This is a genomic window from Sphingobacterium sp. UDSM-2020 (assembly GCF_016132525.1).
Taxonomy (GTDB): domain Bacteria; phylum Bacteroidota; class Bacteroidia; order Sphingobacteriales; family Sphingobacteriaceae; genus Sphingobacterium; species Sphingobacterium anhuiense.
In genome coordinates this window covers 3343811-3356834 of record NZ_CP066166.1, presented here as the reverse complement: position 1 = coordinate 3356834, position 13024 = coordinate 3343811, and the positions used below count along the sequence as shown (strand labels likewise).

Genomic DNA, 13024 nt, shown 5'->3' with positions numbered 1-13024 from the left:
AAACCTATATCCACTACAACTCCATCACTGCGGCTTTAAATTTATCACCGCGATCTTCGTAATTTTTAAACCAGTCAAAACTTGCACACGCTGGTGACAACAATACCGTATCTCCTTTTTGAGCCAAATGAGATGCTAATTGCACCGCATCTTTCATAGAAGAACTGTTTACGATCAATTCCGTATCATCTTCAAATGCGGCGTGAATAGCCGTATTATCTTTGCCGATACAAACAATAGCACGTACTTTATTTTTAACTAAATCGCGCAACATTTCATAATCATTGCCCTTATCCACGCCACCTAACATCAAAACGATAGGTGTGGATACACTTTCCAAAGCATACCAAACCGAGTTAACATTGGTTGCTTTTGAATCATTAATATAATTAACGCCACCTATACAAGCTACTTGCTCCAAACGATGTGCAATATTAACATATGAGCTCATACTTTCCTTCATAGCTTGATTTCTCAACTCTTGAACCTTAGCAATAAGGCCAGAAGCCATATTGTTGTACACATTGTGTTTCCCTGTCAAAGACAACTCTTCCGTTCTCATAGTAAATGTATCGCTATTAGGTATGTTAATTATAATATCTTTAATTGAAGTCAAATATGCTCCAAATTCTACTTTTTGTTCCTGTGTAAAAGGCAAATGCATTGCTGCAGTATGATGTCTTTTTAAACCTGCTGCTGTTTGTGGATCATCCAAACAATAAATGAAGTAATCGTCTTTTGTCTGATTTTGAATCATTCGAAACTTAGAATCCACGTAATTCTCCACCTTATAATCATAACGATCCAGATGATCAGTGGTAATATTCAAAATAACAGCGATGTCTGCTCTAAATTGGTACATATCATCCAGCATAAAGCTCGAAATTTCCAATACATAAACATCAAATTGCTCACGTGCTACTTGCAACGCAAAGCTTTTACCGATATTTCCTGCTAATCCTACATGTTTACCTGCATGCTTCAGCATCTCATAGGTCAACATGGTAGTGGTCGATTTCCCATTTGATCCCGTAATACAGATCAATTTAGCGTCGGTATATTGTGCAGCAAATTCTATTTCTGCAATAATAGGAATATGTTTAGCTTTCAACGCAATGACTAAAGGAGCATGTTCCGGAATACCGGGACTTTTCACAACAAGATCCGCCAATAAAATACGTTCCTCGGTATGAGTACCCTCCTCATAAGCAATCTGTTCTTCATCCAGCTGCACTTTATAGTGCGATGCAATCATTCCCATATCAGAAACAAAAACATCAAAACCTTTCTGTTTTGCCAGTATAGCAGTACCTACACCACTCTCACCTGCTCCAAGAACGATTAGTTTTCCCGACTGTGGATAATATGTTGATGAAATGTTCGCCATACTGTTATCTAATTTTTAATGTTACGATGGTCAAAATGGCCAAAATAATTCCAACAATCACAAACCGGGTTACAATCTTAGCTTCATGATAACCTTTCTTTTGAAAATGATGATGCAAAGGAGACATTAAGAAAATACGTCTTCCCTCACCATATTTTTTCTTTGTGTATTTAAAATAAGAAACCTGCAAAATAACAGAAACCAGTTCCAATAAGAAAACACCGCACAATATCGGGATCAGCAGTTCTTTACGGATCAAAATCGCAAAAGCGGCAATAATACCACCAATAGCCAAACTACCCGTATCTCCCATAAATACCTGAGCAGGATAAGTATTGTACCATAAAAAGCCAACGCATGCCCCAACAAAAGCACCTGCAAAAATCACAAGCTCTCCCGAATTAGGAATATACATGATATTCAGGTAGTCTGAAAAAATAACGTTACCGGACACATAAGCTAAAATGGCTAGTGTAACACCAATAATTGCAGAAGTACCCGTTGCTAAACCATCAATACCATCTGTTATATTTGCACCATTAGATACCGCTGTCACAATAAATACAACAACGACCAAGAATACAATAAACGTTAAAACATTACTATTAAGTCCAAATACCTTAAACACTTTAGCATAGTCAAATTCGTTATTCTTATAAAAAGGAATATTTGTTTTCGATGATTTCACATTCTCTGCATAAGTCTTCTCACCGGTACTCTGATTGATCACAACCTCAACAGGTTTAGTCGAAGTAGGTGACGCAACATTTTGACGTACGACAATTTCTGGATGAAAATACATTGTACATGCAATGAAAATACCTAAACCAGTTTGACCGATTACCTTAAAACGGCCAGCCAGGCCTTCCTTATTATGACGAAATACTTTAATATAATCATCCAAAAATCCGACAGCTCCCATCCAAAGTGTAGAAACGATCATAATGATGACATAAATATTCGTCAGCTTCGCAAACAATAAAGTCGGAATTAGAATACCTGCAATAATAATCAAACCACCCATAGTTGGTGTACCTTGTTTCTTTTTCTCCCCCTCTAATCCTAAATCACGGATGGTCTCTCCCACTTGCTTATTCTGAAGTACCTGAATCAGTTTTCCTCCAAAGACAGTCGTGATGATCAATGATGCAATCACCGCCATCGATGTTCTGAAAGAAATATACTGAAACAGTCCAGCTCCTGGAATGTGCACGTATTCGTTTAACCATGTGAATAAATGGTACAACATATTCTTATTCTTCGTTAAATGTTAATTCTAAAATTTCTTTATCATCAAAATGATGGCGTACACCATTCACTTCTTGATACTTTTCATGTCCTTTTCCAGCTACCACAATAATATCACCTGGCTTAGCCAATTGATATGCTACTCGGATAGCCTCTTTACGATCGGCAATAGACAAAACTTTACTCTTTTGCTCAGGAGCAACACCCGCTTCCATCTCTTTGATAATAACAAGCGGATCTTCCGTTCTCGGGTTATCTGATGTAATAATCAGACGATCACTATAACGTAATGCCGACTGTGACATCTCGGGTCTTTTTGTTTTATCACGATCACCACCACATCCCAGTACCGTAATAATCTGCTGACTCTCATTACGTAATTTTTCAATGGTCTGCAATACATTCTCAACAGCATCAGGTGTATGTGCATAATCAACTATTCCAAAAACGCCATTCGGTGCTTTCATGGTTTCAAAACGTCCTTCTGCACCAGTCAAGACACTCATTGCAGTCAATACACGAACAGTTTCTTGCTCCAGCAAAATAGCAGCTCCATAAACTGCCAATAAATTATAAGCATTAAAGCCTCCAACTAATTTCACCCAAACATCATGACCATCGATGTTCATCAACATTCCATCGAAATGACTTTCCACAATTCTAGCACTAAAATCAGCACCAGAATGCAAGCCATATGTCTTTTTATAAGCAAATGTGTTTTGCAACATCACCTGTCCATTACGATCATCTTCATTCGTCAGTGCAAAAGCTGCTGTATCTAAATCATCAAAAAACTTTTTCTTTGCCTTAATGTAACTACTGAAAGTTTTATGAAAATCCAGATGATCATGCGTAATGTTCGTAAAAATAGCGCCTGTAAATTTCAAACCTGCAATCCGTTGTTGCACTACTGCATGCGAACTTACCTCCATAAAACAGTAATCACATCCCTCTTCAACCATTTCACTCAATAGGTGATTTAATTGAATAGGATCAGGAGTTGTATGTGTTGCAGGTATAATACGATCACCGATCTGATTCTGTACAGTTGACAAAAGCCCAACATGATAACCCAATTCTGAAAACAGCTGAAACAACAACGTTGCAACAGTTGTTTTACCATTCGTTCCCGTCACGCCAACCAATTTCAATTTCTTTGACGGATTATCATAAAAGTTAGATGCAACAATACCCAAAGCTAATGCTGAATCGGCTACAACAATATAAACAACAGAATCCAACGTCTCTGTCGGCAACTCTTCTACAATTACTGCTCTTGCTCCAAATGCAATTGCTTTTTCAATAAATAAATGCCCATCAGTATGTACACCTCTAACGGCAATAAACAAACTTCCGAACACGACCTGACGCGAATCAAAGCAAAGCGATACTACCTCAACATCTAGTTGACCGACTACCTCCTGTACAGGAATAGCATGTAATATTGATTTTAAATTCTTCATTCTACTTCAGTTCTATTGTTACACCTGTACCAATTGGTAATTTCTGACTTGCAATCAAAGATTGCTTAATCACTTTTCCTTTTCCAATCACGCTTGTTTTAAATCCAGAATTCTCCAGAGCAAACAAAGCATCAATCAACCCCATTCCCATAACATTTGGCACTACACCCTCTTTTATTTGATACTCCACAAATGGAACTCCAAGCGTTGAACTTGTTGAATCATTCTGTGCAATTGAATTCCAATTCACAATTTTTAAACCTAACTGCTCGTACACTTTCTGAGTCGCTTCGCGCGATCCCTTTAATGTTAAAGCCTTCGTATTCAAGGCCGACGTATTTAGTTTTTTTCTATTAAAAGCACTGTGCATATCCAAATCATTTGCATACACCATATCAGCTAGCTCTTTAAAAACCGGTCCCGCTGTTGACGCACCATAATATCCGTTTCTCGGATTTCGAATCACCACGATGATCGAATATTTTGGATCTTCAGCAGGAAAATATCCTGCAAAAGAAGATTGATATTTACGATTACGATATCCCATCGCACCGTCTGCCATTTGAGCCGTTCCTGTTTTACCACCGGAACTATACAATGGATTTCTCAAGGTTTTCCCTGTTCCATCTTTCATCGTACCTTCCAGCATTCCCCTAATTTGTCCCAAGGCTTTATCAGAAGCAATCTTCTCATTAATAACCCTTGCTTCAAATTTTTCAACCGTATTACCTAGGTGTCTGATTTCTTTTACAAAAAGCGGAGAAATCATTCTTCCATTATTCGCTACGGCATTATACAATGTCAACATCTGTAATGGTGTCACTTTTAGCTCGTAGCCATAAGCCATTTGTACAAGTGACAGACCACTCCAACTCTTACTTTTTGGAGTTTTTATCAAGGGAGCTCCTTCTCCCGTTATTTGTAATTTTAATTTCTGATCTAATCCAAAAGAATGCAGCTTAGCTGAAAATTTCCCTGGATTATCTTTATAATGCTCATAAATCAATTTCGTAATACCTACGTTTGACGATTGTTCAAAAGCTTCCTGCGCACTCATTATTGATTTTTTAGGCGCATGTGAATCTTTAATCGTGTGACGGTAGATTGGCCAGTTTCCGTTTCCAACATTCACATGAGTACTCGAATCGATCAACCCATCATCAATAGCAGCCAGATAAGATGCTAGTTTAAATGTAGATCCTGGTTCAGCACTCTGTGCAATCGCAATATTCATTTTTTCACGGTAGACACCATCTTTGTCTTTCGTAAAATTTGCAACAGCACGAACTTCTCCCGTTTTAACCTCCATCATCACAACACAACCTTCATCAGCATTACTTGCTATCATCTGCTTCTCCAAGGCCCTTTGTGCCATATCCTGCATATTGATATCAATGGTTGAGATAATATCCGCCCCATCTACAGGAGCCACTTCAATATCTCGGTTAACTGGAATCCATACACCCCCTGCAATTCTTTGCATCAGGCGCTTTCCACTTTTTCCGTCAATATATTCACCATAGGCACCTTCAAGTCCAACATGAATATTTTCTTTGACATTTTTATAGCCTATTGTCCGCGCAGCCAAATTAACAAACGGAAGAATACGCTTATTCTGACGCTCTGTAATCAAACCACCAGGATATCGTTCTTTACCAACACGAACAGCTTTAAGCAACGGAAAATTCCTAATTACTTTCAGGTCCTGATGCGAAACAGCTCGCTTAATCAAGACATAACGTTGCTTTTTATTTCTTGCCTGTTTTAATAATGTCAAATACTGTCTAGAAGATTTATCTTTAAAAAATCCCGACAGTTTAATCGCCAAAGAATCAACTTTCAGATTGAAATAATCGTTTTCCTCTTCCGGAATAGCCATAGCATCAAAGCGCAATTCGTATTCAGGTACAGATGTCGCCAATAAGCTTCCATCATTAGAGTAGATATTTCCACGAGCTGCCTCTACTTCACGCTCCTGAATGGATAAACTATCTGACAACTCCCGCCATTTATCACCGTCAATATACTGTAAATGAAAAAGCTTCGTAAACACAGCAATCGCCACAAGGACGATTAAACCGAATGCGATATAAACACGAAATAGAATGGTAGTTCTGATATTCATAAACGTCTCCTACTTCTTTTTTTCTTTTACAATTTCAATCTTGATCGGTGGCTCTACCCGCTCTTTCAAACCTAAAGAATCCACACGTTTCGCAATTTCAGTTTGAGTGGACATTTTCATGAGTTCTGCCGAAAGTGATTTATGATCCCAGCTTAACTCTTTAACTTCCTTCCCAAGCTTATCGATATTACGAATCGTACGCTCCGCAAAATGCCTATTTGTAATATAAAGCAACATGAGCAGTGTTACAAACCCAATAAATGGCAGATAATTGACGATGGAATATATAGACAAATTACCAGCAGTAAGTAGCGTCCGCAGAAACTTCTGGGTCTCCTCGGCTTTTTCCTCAACTGCTTCCTGTAGTTCCTCTTGAAGCTCCTCGCTTAATCCCTGCTGTTTTATTGTATTCTTGCCCATCTCGACACTTTATTAAAGCATTAAGCTATCTCCAACTTTTCAGCAATACGCAGTTTCGCACTACGCGATCTATTATTTTCAACCAGTTCTGTATCATTAGCCGTAATTGCTTTACGACTGATAACATGAAATGGTTTTATTTCATTCCCAAAAAAGTCCTTCTCTACATCACCTCTAAACTTGCCCTTAGCCATAAAATTCTTAACCAAGCGATCTTCTAAAGAATGATAAGACATGACCACAAGACGTCCTTCAGATTTTAAAACATCGACCGTCTGTAATAAAAACTCCTGCAGAGCTTCTAACTCTTTATTAACTTCAATACGCAAAGCCTGAAAAACCTGGGCATGATATTTATGCTCTTTCCCTCTAGGCACTAACTTCTTGATCGCTTCCTTTAATTCCGCAACCGTATTAATAGGAGCAGTCAAACGAGCTGTCACAATTGTCTTTGCCAATGTTTTTGCATTAACGATCTCCCCGTACATTCCGAAAATACGATGAAGATCCTCCTCAGCGTAAGTCGCTAATACTGTACGAGCGTCAACATCAGAAATCTGATCCATACGCATATCCAGATCCGCATCAAAACGAATAGAGAAGCCGCGGTCAGCGGCATCAAACTGATGAGACGAAACTCCCAAATCAGCTAAAATACCATCCACCTGCTTTACCCCGTTCAAACGAAGATTGTTTTTTAAGAAACGGAAATTTTGATGGATCAAGGTAAATCTAGCATCATCAATCACATTATTTAATGCATCTGGATCCTGATCAAAAGCAAATAACCTGCCCTCAGGTCCCAAGTGTTTCAAAATTTCTCTTGAGTGCCCTCCGCCACCAAAAGTAACATCCACATAAATACCATTTGGCTTAATCGCCAAAGCATCCATGCACTCTTTTAACATTACTGGTACGTGATAAACATTATCCATTCGCTAATCCTCCTAAATCAAAACCTCCCATAACCTGCTCGGCCAAAGCTGAAAAATCCTCTCCAAGATCTCCATTCATAAACTCTTCATATCCGTCTTTGGACCAAACTTCAATTTTATTAACCTGGCAAGCCAAAACAACTTCACCTGTGATACCTGAATAATCTAGCAAACCCTTTGGCAACAAAACACGACCAGCAGCATCCAAACTTAGCTCCGTTGCACCACGTGTAAAATTTCGGATAAACATCCTATTTTTTTCAACGTACTGATTCAACTGAGCTAACCGAGCTGTAATCGCATTCCACTCCTCGCGCGTATAGATCACCAAATGTTTTTCAAATCCACGATTGATCACAAGTCCCTCACGCTCAACATCAGGCAATTGCCTTTTGAGCGCAGCGGGCAACACCATTCTTCCTTTGGTGTCCAACTTGCATTCATATTCGCCAATTAAAAAACTCATTTTGTACACATTGGTTTCAAATTCAATGTAAAAGTATACACTTTCACCCACTTTTACCCACTTTTACCCACAAAAAAGTTTTCCACATAGCCCGACCGCTACATTTAATTGAAAATTACTTGAGGAAAAAGCAGGCAAAAAGCTAAATATCAGTGCATAAATACAGTTTTTATACCGTTTTAAAAAACGGTATAACACGAAAAAAAAGACCTCAAAAATCACTTTTATTTTCGTCAAACTGGACTGAAACTACGTCAAAAAACATATTTTTTACAAAAAATGACTCAAGAATGGGAGAATGTGGGATAAAAAAACAGATAAATAAAAACATTAAAATTCATCCTTAAAATACACCAACTAGTTTCAAAATTAACCAATTCTAAGAATGAAAAATTTAATTTACCATGGAAATAATAGCAGCTTCCAAAAGTGTAATGGAGTTTCTTTCAAAAAACAAAATTGCCATTCGTTATTCTCCCTAAAAACAGATAATTTTGTAGTAAAATTAAAATTTAGCGTATGCATAGAACAAACACGTGCGGAGAATTAACAATAGCTGACTTAGGTAAAACAGTAACACTTAGCGGTTGGGTTCAAAAATCTCGCGATTTAGGCGGAATGACTTTCATAGATGTAAGAGATCGCTATGGCATTACACAATTAACTTTTAATTCGGATGACGACGATTCTTTACGCGCTAGCGCACGTAAACTAGGCCGTGAATATGTGATTAAAGTAACTGGAACAGTTATCGAACGTTCGAGTAAAAATCTAAAAATTCCAACTGGAGAAATTGAAATCAAAGTTTCTTCTTTAGAAATATTAAATTCGGCGAAAACGCCACCATTTACCATCGAGGATGAAACTGACGGCGGGGAAGACATCAGAATGAAATTCAGATACTTAGACTTACGTCGTAACCCAGTTCGTGAAAACTTAATTTTACGTCACAAAACAGCTCAGGAAGTTCGTCGTTTTCTTGACGAGCAAAACTTTTTAGAAGTTGAAACCCCTGTCTTGATCAAATCAACACCGGAAGGTGCTCGTGATTTTGTTGTTCCCTCTCGTATGAATGCAGGAGAATTCTATGCCTTACCACAATCGCCACAAACATTCAAGCAATTATTGATGGTATCTGGTTTCGACCGGTATTTTCAAATTGTAAAATGTTTCCGTGACGAGGATCTACGTGCAGACCGTCAACCCGAATTTACACAGATTGACTGCGAAATGTCATTCGTAGAGCAAGAAGATGTTTTAAATATATTTGAAGGTTTAGCAAAGCATATTTTCAAAAAAATCAAGAATATTGATTTGGGAGAAGTACCTCGTATGACGTACGCCGATGCGATGCGTTTATACGGTTCTGATAAACCAGATATCCGATTCGGTATGCAATTCGTAGAATTAAATGAAGTTGCAAAAGACAAAGGCTTCCCTGTGTTTGATGCAGCTGAATTAGTAGTTGGTATTAACGCAGAAAATTGTGCATACTATACTCGTAAACAGCTCGATGCATTGACCGATTTTGTAAAACGTCCTCAAGTCGGTGCAACAGGTCTTGTATATGCGCGCTACAATGAAGACGGTACGGTAAAATCTTCCGTTGATAAGTTTTATACACCTGAGCAATTATTAGAATTTGCAAAATTATTTAATGCTAAACCTGGTGACTTATTCCTAATCATGGCCGGTCCAAAAGATAAAGTACGTAAACAATTAAATGAACTTCGTCTTGAAGTGGCCAATCAATTGGGTCTTCGTGATAAAAACAAATTTGCACCACTTTGGGTACTTGATTTTCCGCTATTAGAGTGGGATGAAGAGTCTGAACGTTACCATGCGATGCACCATCCTTTTACTTCTCCAAAACCGGAAGATATTGCATTATTGGATACTAATCCTGGTGAAGTTAGAGCAAATGCGTACGATTTTGTACTCAACGGTACTGAAGTAGGTGGTGGTTCGATTCGTATACACGATCGTGAATTGCAATCTTTGATGTTCAAACATTTAGGGTTCACACCCGAAGAGGCACAAAAACAATTTGGTTTCTTAATGGAAGCATTTACTTACGGTGCTCCTCCGCATGGTGGATTAGCATTTGGATTTGATCGTTTAGTTGCATTATTAGCTGGAATAGACTCTATTCGTGACGTCATTGCTTTCCCTAAAAACAATTCAGGAAGAGATGTGATGATCGATGCTCCTTCAACTATCCATCAGGATCAATTGAACGAATTGAGCTTAAATTTGAATTTAAAAGTTAAATAATTTGATCGCATCATGCGATAAATAATTTATAAGCGTTATCTTTAAAAGTTGGTAATTTATTACCAACTTTTTTTGTAAAATTAAAAGAATTAGATGTCAGTAAGCTCTGCAGATAAATTTTTAAAAGAAAGTGCGACAAAATCTTTCGACAGTAAACATCGCGATATTATTAACTATAATATCGACAAGTATACTATTGCTTTCGAAAAAGGGAAGAGTAAATTTGTAAATCTGGAGAACTCCCGTTTAGAAGCCAATCTAACAAAATGGAGAGCTATTGAAAATTTAGATAAATATCTACTCGAATTTGAAAGCAAATTTATAGCACGAGGAGGTAAAGTAATCTGGGCCAATAACGCAGAAGAAGCGCGTCAGGAAATCTGGAAGATCATGGAACGAAATAATGCAAAAAGTGTTATCAAATCCAAATCCATGGCTTCTGAAGAGATTGAACTCAATCATTTTCTAGAAAATAAAGGAATAGAGGCATTAGAAAGTGATCTCGGTGAATTTATAATTCAATTATTGGATCAAAAACCTTACCACATCGTTACACCGGCGATGCATTTAAGTCTTGCAGATATAGCGCAATTATTCAACGAAAGATTTGGCACTCCGCTCGAAGCAACAGCTGAAGAATTGACGATGAAAGCACGTGAACTCTTACGTGAAAAATATAAAACTGCTGATATCGGTATTTCCGGAGCAAACTTTTTAATAGCAGACACCGGTAGTATTGCCATTACAGAAAATGAAGGAAATGCCCGCTTAACAACAGCTTTCCCAAAAATTCACATTGCTATTGTAGGTATTGAAAAAATATTACCATCGATCAATGACCTTGATTTATTCTGGCCTTTGCTTGCCACTCATGGAACAGGTCAAAATTTAACAGTTTATAACACACTACTGAGCGGTCCAAGACAAGCTTATGAATCTGATGGACCAGAAGAGATGTATGTCGTTTTACTGGATAATGGACGAACCAATCTATTAGCGCAAAAAGACCAACGTCAGGGCCTTTATTGTATCCGATGCGGAGCATGTCTGAATGTATGCCCTATTTATCAAAATATTGGTGGACACACTTATGAAACGACTTATCAAGGTCCAATCGGTTCACTCATATCTCCACACCTCAGTGGCATGAAAGAGTTTAAACACTTAAGCTATGCTTCATCGCTTTGCGGTAAATGTACAGAAGTATGTCCGGTTGGTATCGATATTCAACGTATGCTGTTGCTAAACCGTAGAGATTCCGTAGCAGAGGATCTATCACCAGCAATCGAGAAAAAAGCATGGAAAGGATTTACTTACCTAATACAAAGGAGAAAGCTGATCGATTTATTCGGCGGAAAGATCAAGAACTTCTTTATTAGTAAATTTTTCAAAAAAACATGGGGAAATAATCGACAATTACCAAAAATTGCAGACAAATCATTTTCCAAACAGTGGAAAGAGCAACAAAAAAATAAAGATTAACAAGATTGTAGCAATTGATTTGAAATCAATTGCTATTTTTTTTCCTAGCTTAGCTCCATCAATAAAAACCTAATTTATTTATGGATTTACAAACAAAAAGAACTTACATTCCCTGGATTGATTTTTTAAGAATCTTCGCTTGCTTTTTAGTCGTACTCTGCCATAGCTGCGATGCATTTGTCGCTTCTTTTGATAATAGCTTTTCTTTTCATACAGCAGTGTTCATAGGAAGTCTTGTGCGACCATGCGTTCCTTTATTTGCCATGATGTCCGGTATTTTATTATTTCCGATTAAGACCGACCTCGCTACATTTTATAAAAAACGTATCGGGCGCATCATTATTCCATTATTATTTTGGTCCATTGCACTTCCAATAGCATTTGCATTATACGCCTATTTTATTCAAAAAAGCCCAAATGGGTTGATTTCAATTGAAAAATACACTGTAGAAGGAACTATGACGAAAATAATTACCTCAATTTTTAATTTCAATTACGATACAACACCCCTTTGGTACATTTACATGCTCATTGGCATTTATTTAATCATACCCATATTTGGTTCATGGTTAGATCGCGCTTCGAAAAAAGACATACAGATCTTTTTAGGCTTTTGGATTGTAACCTTAGTTTTGCCCTACATTAAAATGGCTGCTCCACTATTAGGTTACAACGGCAACTACGGCAATACGGGTATTTGGGGAGTCTGTACCTGGAATGAGTTTGGAACTTTTTATTATTTTTCTGGTTTTATCGGCTACATCGTTCTCGCCTATTATTTAGTAAAATTCCCTTTAAATTGGTCTTGGAACAAAACATTATCAATCGCTGTTCCGCTCTTTTTGATCGGATTTGTTATTACTTTTTCAGGTTTCCTAATTACACAAAAATATTTTCCTGCCAACTATGCTAATTTAGAGATCGTGTGGTATTTCTGCTCCATAAACGTCGCGATGATGACTTTTTCAGTATTTATTATATTTCAAAGATTGAAGGTGCGTGAATCAAAAGCATTAAAAGATTGGTCTCTTGCAACATTTGGGATATTCCTTTCGCACTTTATAATTGTACAGGGTATATCCGACTTATTTTTCAAAATTCCATATCTACCTGCTGGTCTAAAAATAATTCTCATCGCCGTTATTAGTTTTGTCTTAAGTTACCTAGTGACTAAGCTATTTGACACCAATTCCATAACAAGAAGATTTGTTAAATAAAAAAAGG

Annotated in this window: 10 protein-coding genes; 3 read left to right on the top strand and 7 right to left on the bottom strand. The window is 37.5% G+C overall.

The window, feature by feature from the left end; translation table 11 throughout:
- Positions 1 to 13: 13 nt before the first annotated feature.
- Genes murD through mraZ form a run of 7 tightly spaced genes read right to left on the bottom strand, consistent with a single transcriptional unit; the run spans position 14 to position 8044 of the window.
- Complete coding sequence (murD, locus tag JAZ75_RS14110) at positions 14 to 1387, bottom strand: UDP-N-acetylmuramoyl-L-alanine--D-glutamate ligase (protein ID WP_208696197.1); 1374 nt, start codon at positions 1385 to 1387, stop codon at positions 14 to 16.
- A 4-nt stretch (positions 1388 to 1391) separates the two neighbouring features.
- Entirely contained in the window at positions 1392 to 2636 is a 1245-nt protein-coding gene (gene mraY / locus JAZ75_RS14105; protein ID WP_021190263.1) for a phospho-N-acetylmuramoyl-pentapeptide-transferase, read from the bottom strand.
- A 4-nt stretch (positions 2637 to 2640) separates the two neighbouring features.
- Positions 2641 to 4098, bottom strand: coding sequence for a UDP-N-acetylmuramoyl-L-alanyl-D-glutamate--2,6-diaminopimelate ligase (locus JAZ75_RS14100; RefSeq protein WP_183915812.1), 1458 nt, complete (start codon positions 4096 to 4098; stop codon positions 2641 to 2643).
- Between the two features lies 1 nt (position 4099).
- Entirely contained in the window at positions 4100 to 6223 is a 2124-nt protein-coding gene (locus JAZ75_RS14095) for a penicillin-binding protein (RefSeq protein ID WP_021189602.1), read from the bottom strand.
- A gap of 9 nt (positions 6224 to 6232) precedes the next feature.
- Complete coding sequence (locus JAZ75_RS14090; protein ID WP_021189603.1) at positions 6233 to 6643, bottom strand: FtsL-like putative cell division protein; 411 nt, start codon at positions 6641 to 6643, stop codon at positions 6233 to 6235.
- A gap of 20 nt (positions 6644 to 6663) precedes the next feature.
- Complete coding sequence (rsmH, locus tag JAZ75_RS14085) at positions 6664 to 7578, bottom strand: 16S rRNA (cytosine(1402)-N(4))-methyltransferase RsmH (RefSeq protein ID WP_132844606.1); 915 nt, start codon at positions 7576 to 7578, stop codon at positions 6664 to 6666.
- Positions 7571 to 8044, bottom strand: a complete 474-nt coding sequence (gene mraZ / locus JAZ75_RS14080) for a division/cell wall cluster transcriptional repressor MraZ (RefSeq protein ID WP_031288067.1) — start codon at positions 8042 to 8044, stop codon at positions 7571 to 7573. Before mraZ ends, rsmH begins: the two co-directional genes overlap by 8 nt.
- 519 nt (positions 8045 to 8563) lie before the next feature.
- Between mraZ and aspS the strand changes: the two genes are divergently transcribed.
- The 3 genes from aspS to JAZ75_RS14065 all read left to right on the top strand — a co-directional run bounded on the left by aspS (position 8564) and on the right by JAZ75_RS14065 (position 13017).
- Positions 8564 to 10318, top strand: a complete 1755-nt coding sequence (gene aspS / locus JAZ75_RS14075; RefSeq protein ID WP_208696195.1) for an aspartate--tRNA ligase — start codon at positions 8564 to 8566, stop codon at positions 10316 to 10318.
- Between the two features lie 93 nt (positions 10319 to 10411).
- The gene (locus JAZ75_RS14070) at positions 10412 to 11800 is read left to right on the top strand and encodes a LutB/LldF family L-lactate oxidation iron-sulfur protein (RefSeq protein WP_132844610.1); all 1389 of its coding nucleotides are present in this window, start codon (positions 10412 to 10414) and stop codon (positions 11798 to 11800) included.
- Positions 11801 to 11880: 80 nt separating this feature from the next.
- Complete coding sequence (locus JAZ75_RS14065) at positions 11881 to 13017, top strand: acyltransferase (protein ID WP_208696193.1); 1137 nt, start codon at positions 11881 to 11883, stop codon at positions 13015 to 13017.
- Positions 13018 to 13024: the final 7 nt, after the last annotated feature.

Coding starts and splice junctions, on each gene's coding strand:
- aspS (WP_208696195.1), top strand. CDS start 8,564: ATGCATAGAACAAACACGTGCGGAGAATTAACAATAGCTGACTTAGGT.
- mraZ (WP_031288067.1), bottom strand. CDS start 8,044: ATGAGTTTTTTAATTGGCGAATATGAATGCAAGTTGGACACCAAAGGA.
- mraY (WP_021190263.1), bottom strand. CDS start 2,636: ATGTTGTACCATTTATTCACATGGTTAAACGAATACGTGCACATTCCA.
- JAZ75_RS14065 (WP_208696193.1), top strand. CDS start 11,881: ATGGATTTACAAACAAAAAGAACTTACATTCCCTGGATTGATTTTTTA.
- JAZ75_RS14070 (WP_132844610.1), top strand. CDS start 10,412: ATGTCAGTAAGCTCTGCAGATAAATTTTTAAAAGAAAGTGCGACAAAA.
- JAZ75_RS14090 (WP_021189603.1), bottom strand. CDS start 6,643: ATGGGCAAGAATACAATAAAACAGCAGGGATTAAGCGAGGAGCTTCAA.
- JAZ75_RS14095 (WP_021189602.1), bottom strand. CDS start 6,223: ATGAATATCAGAACTACCATTCTATTTCGTGTTTATATCGCATTCGGT.
- murD (WP_208696197.1), bottom strand. CDS start 1,387: ATGGCGAACATTTCATCAACATATTATCCACAGTCGGGAAAACTAATC.
- JAZ75_RS14100 (WP_183915812.1), bottom strand. CDS start 4,098: ATGAAGAATTTAAAATCAATATTACATGCTATTCCTGTACAGGAGGTA.
- rsmH (WP_132844606.1), bottom strand. CDS start 7,578: ATGGATAATGTTTATCACGTACCAGTAATGTTAAAAGAGTGCATGGAT.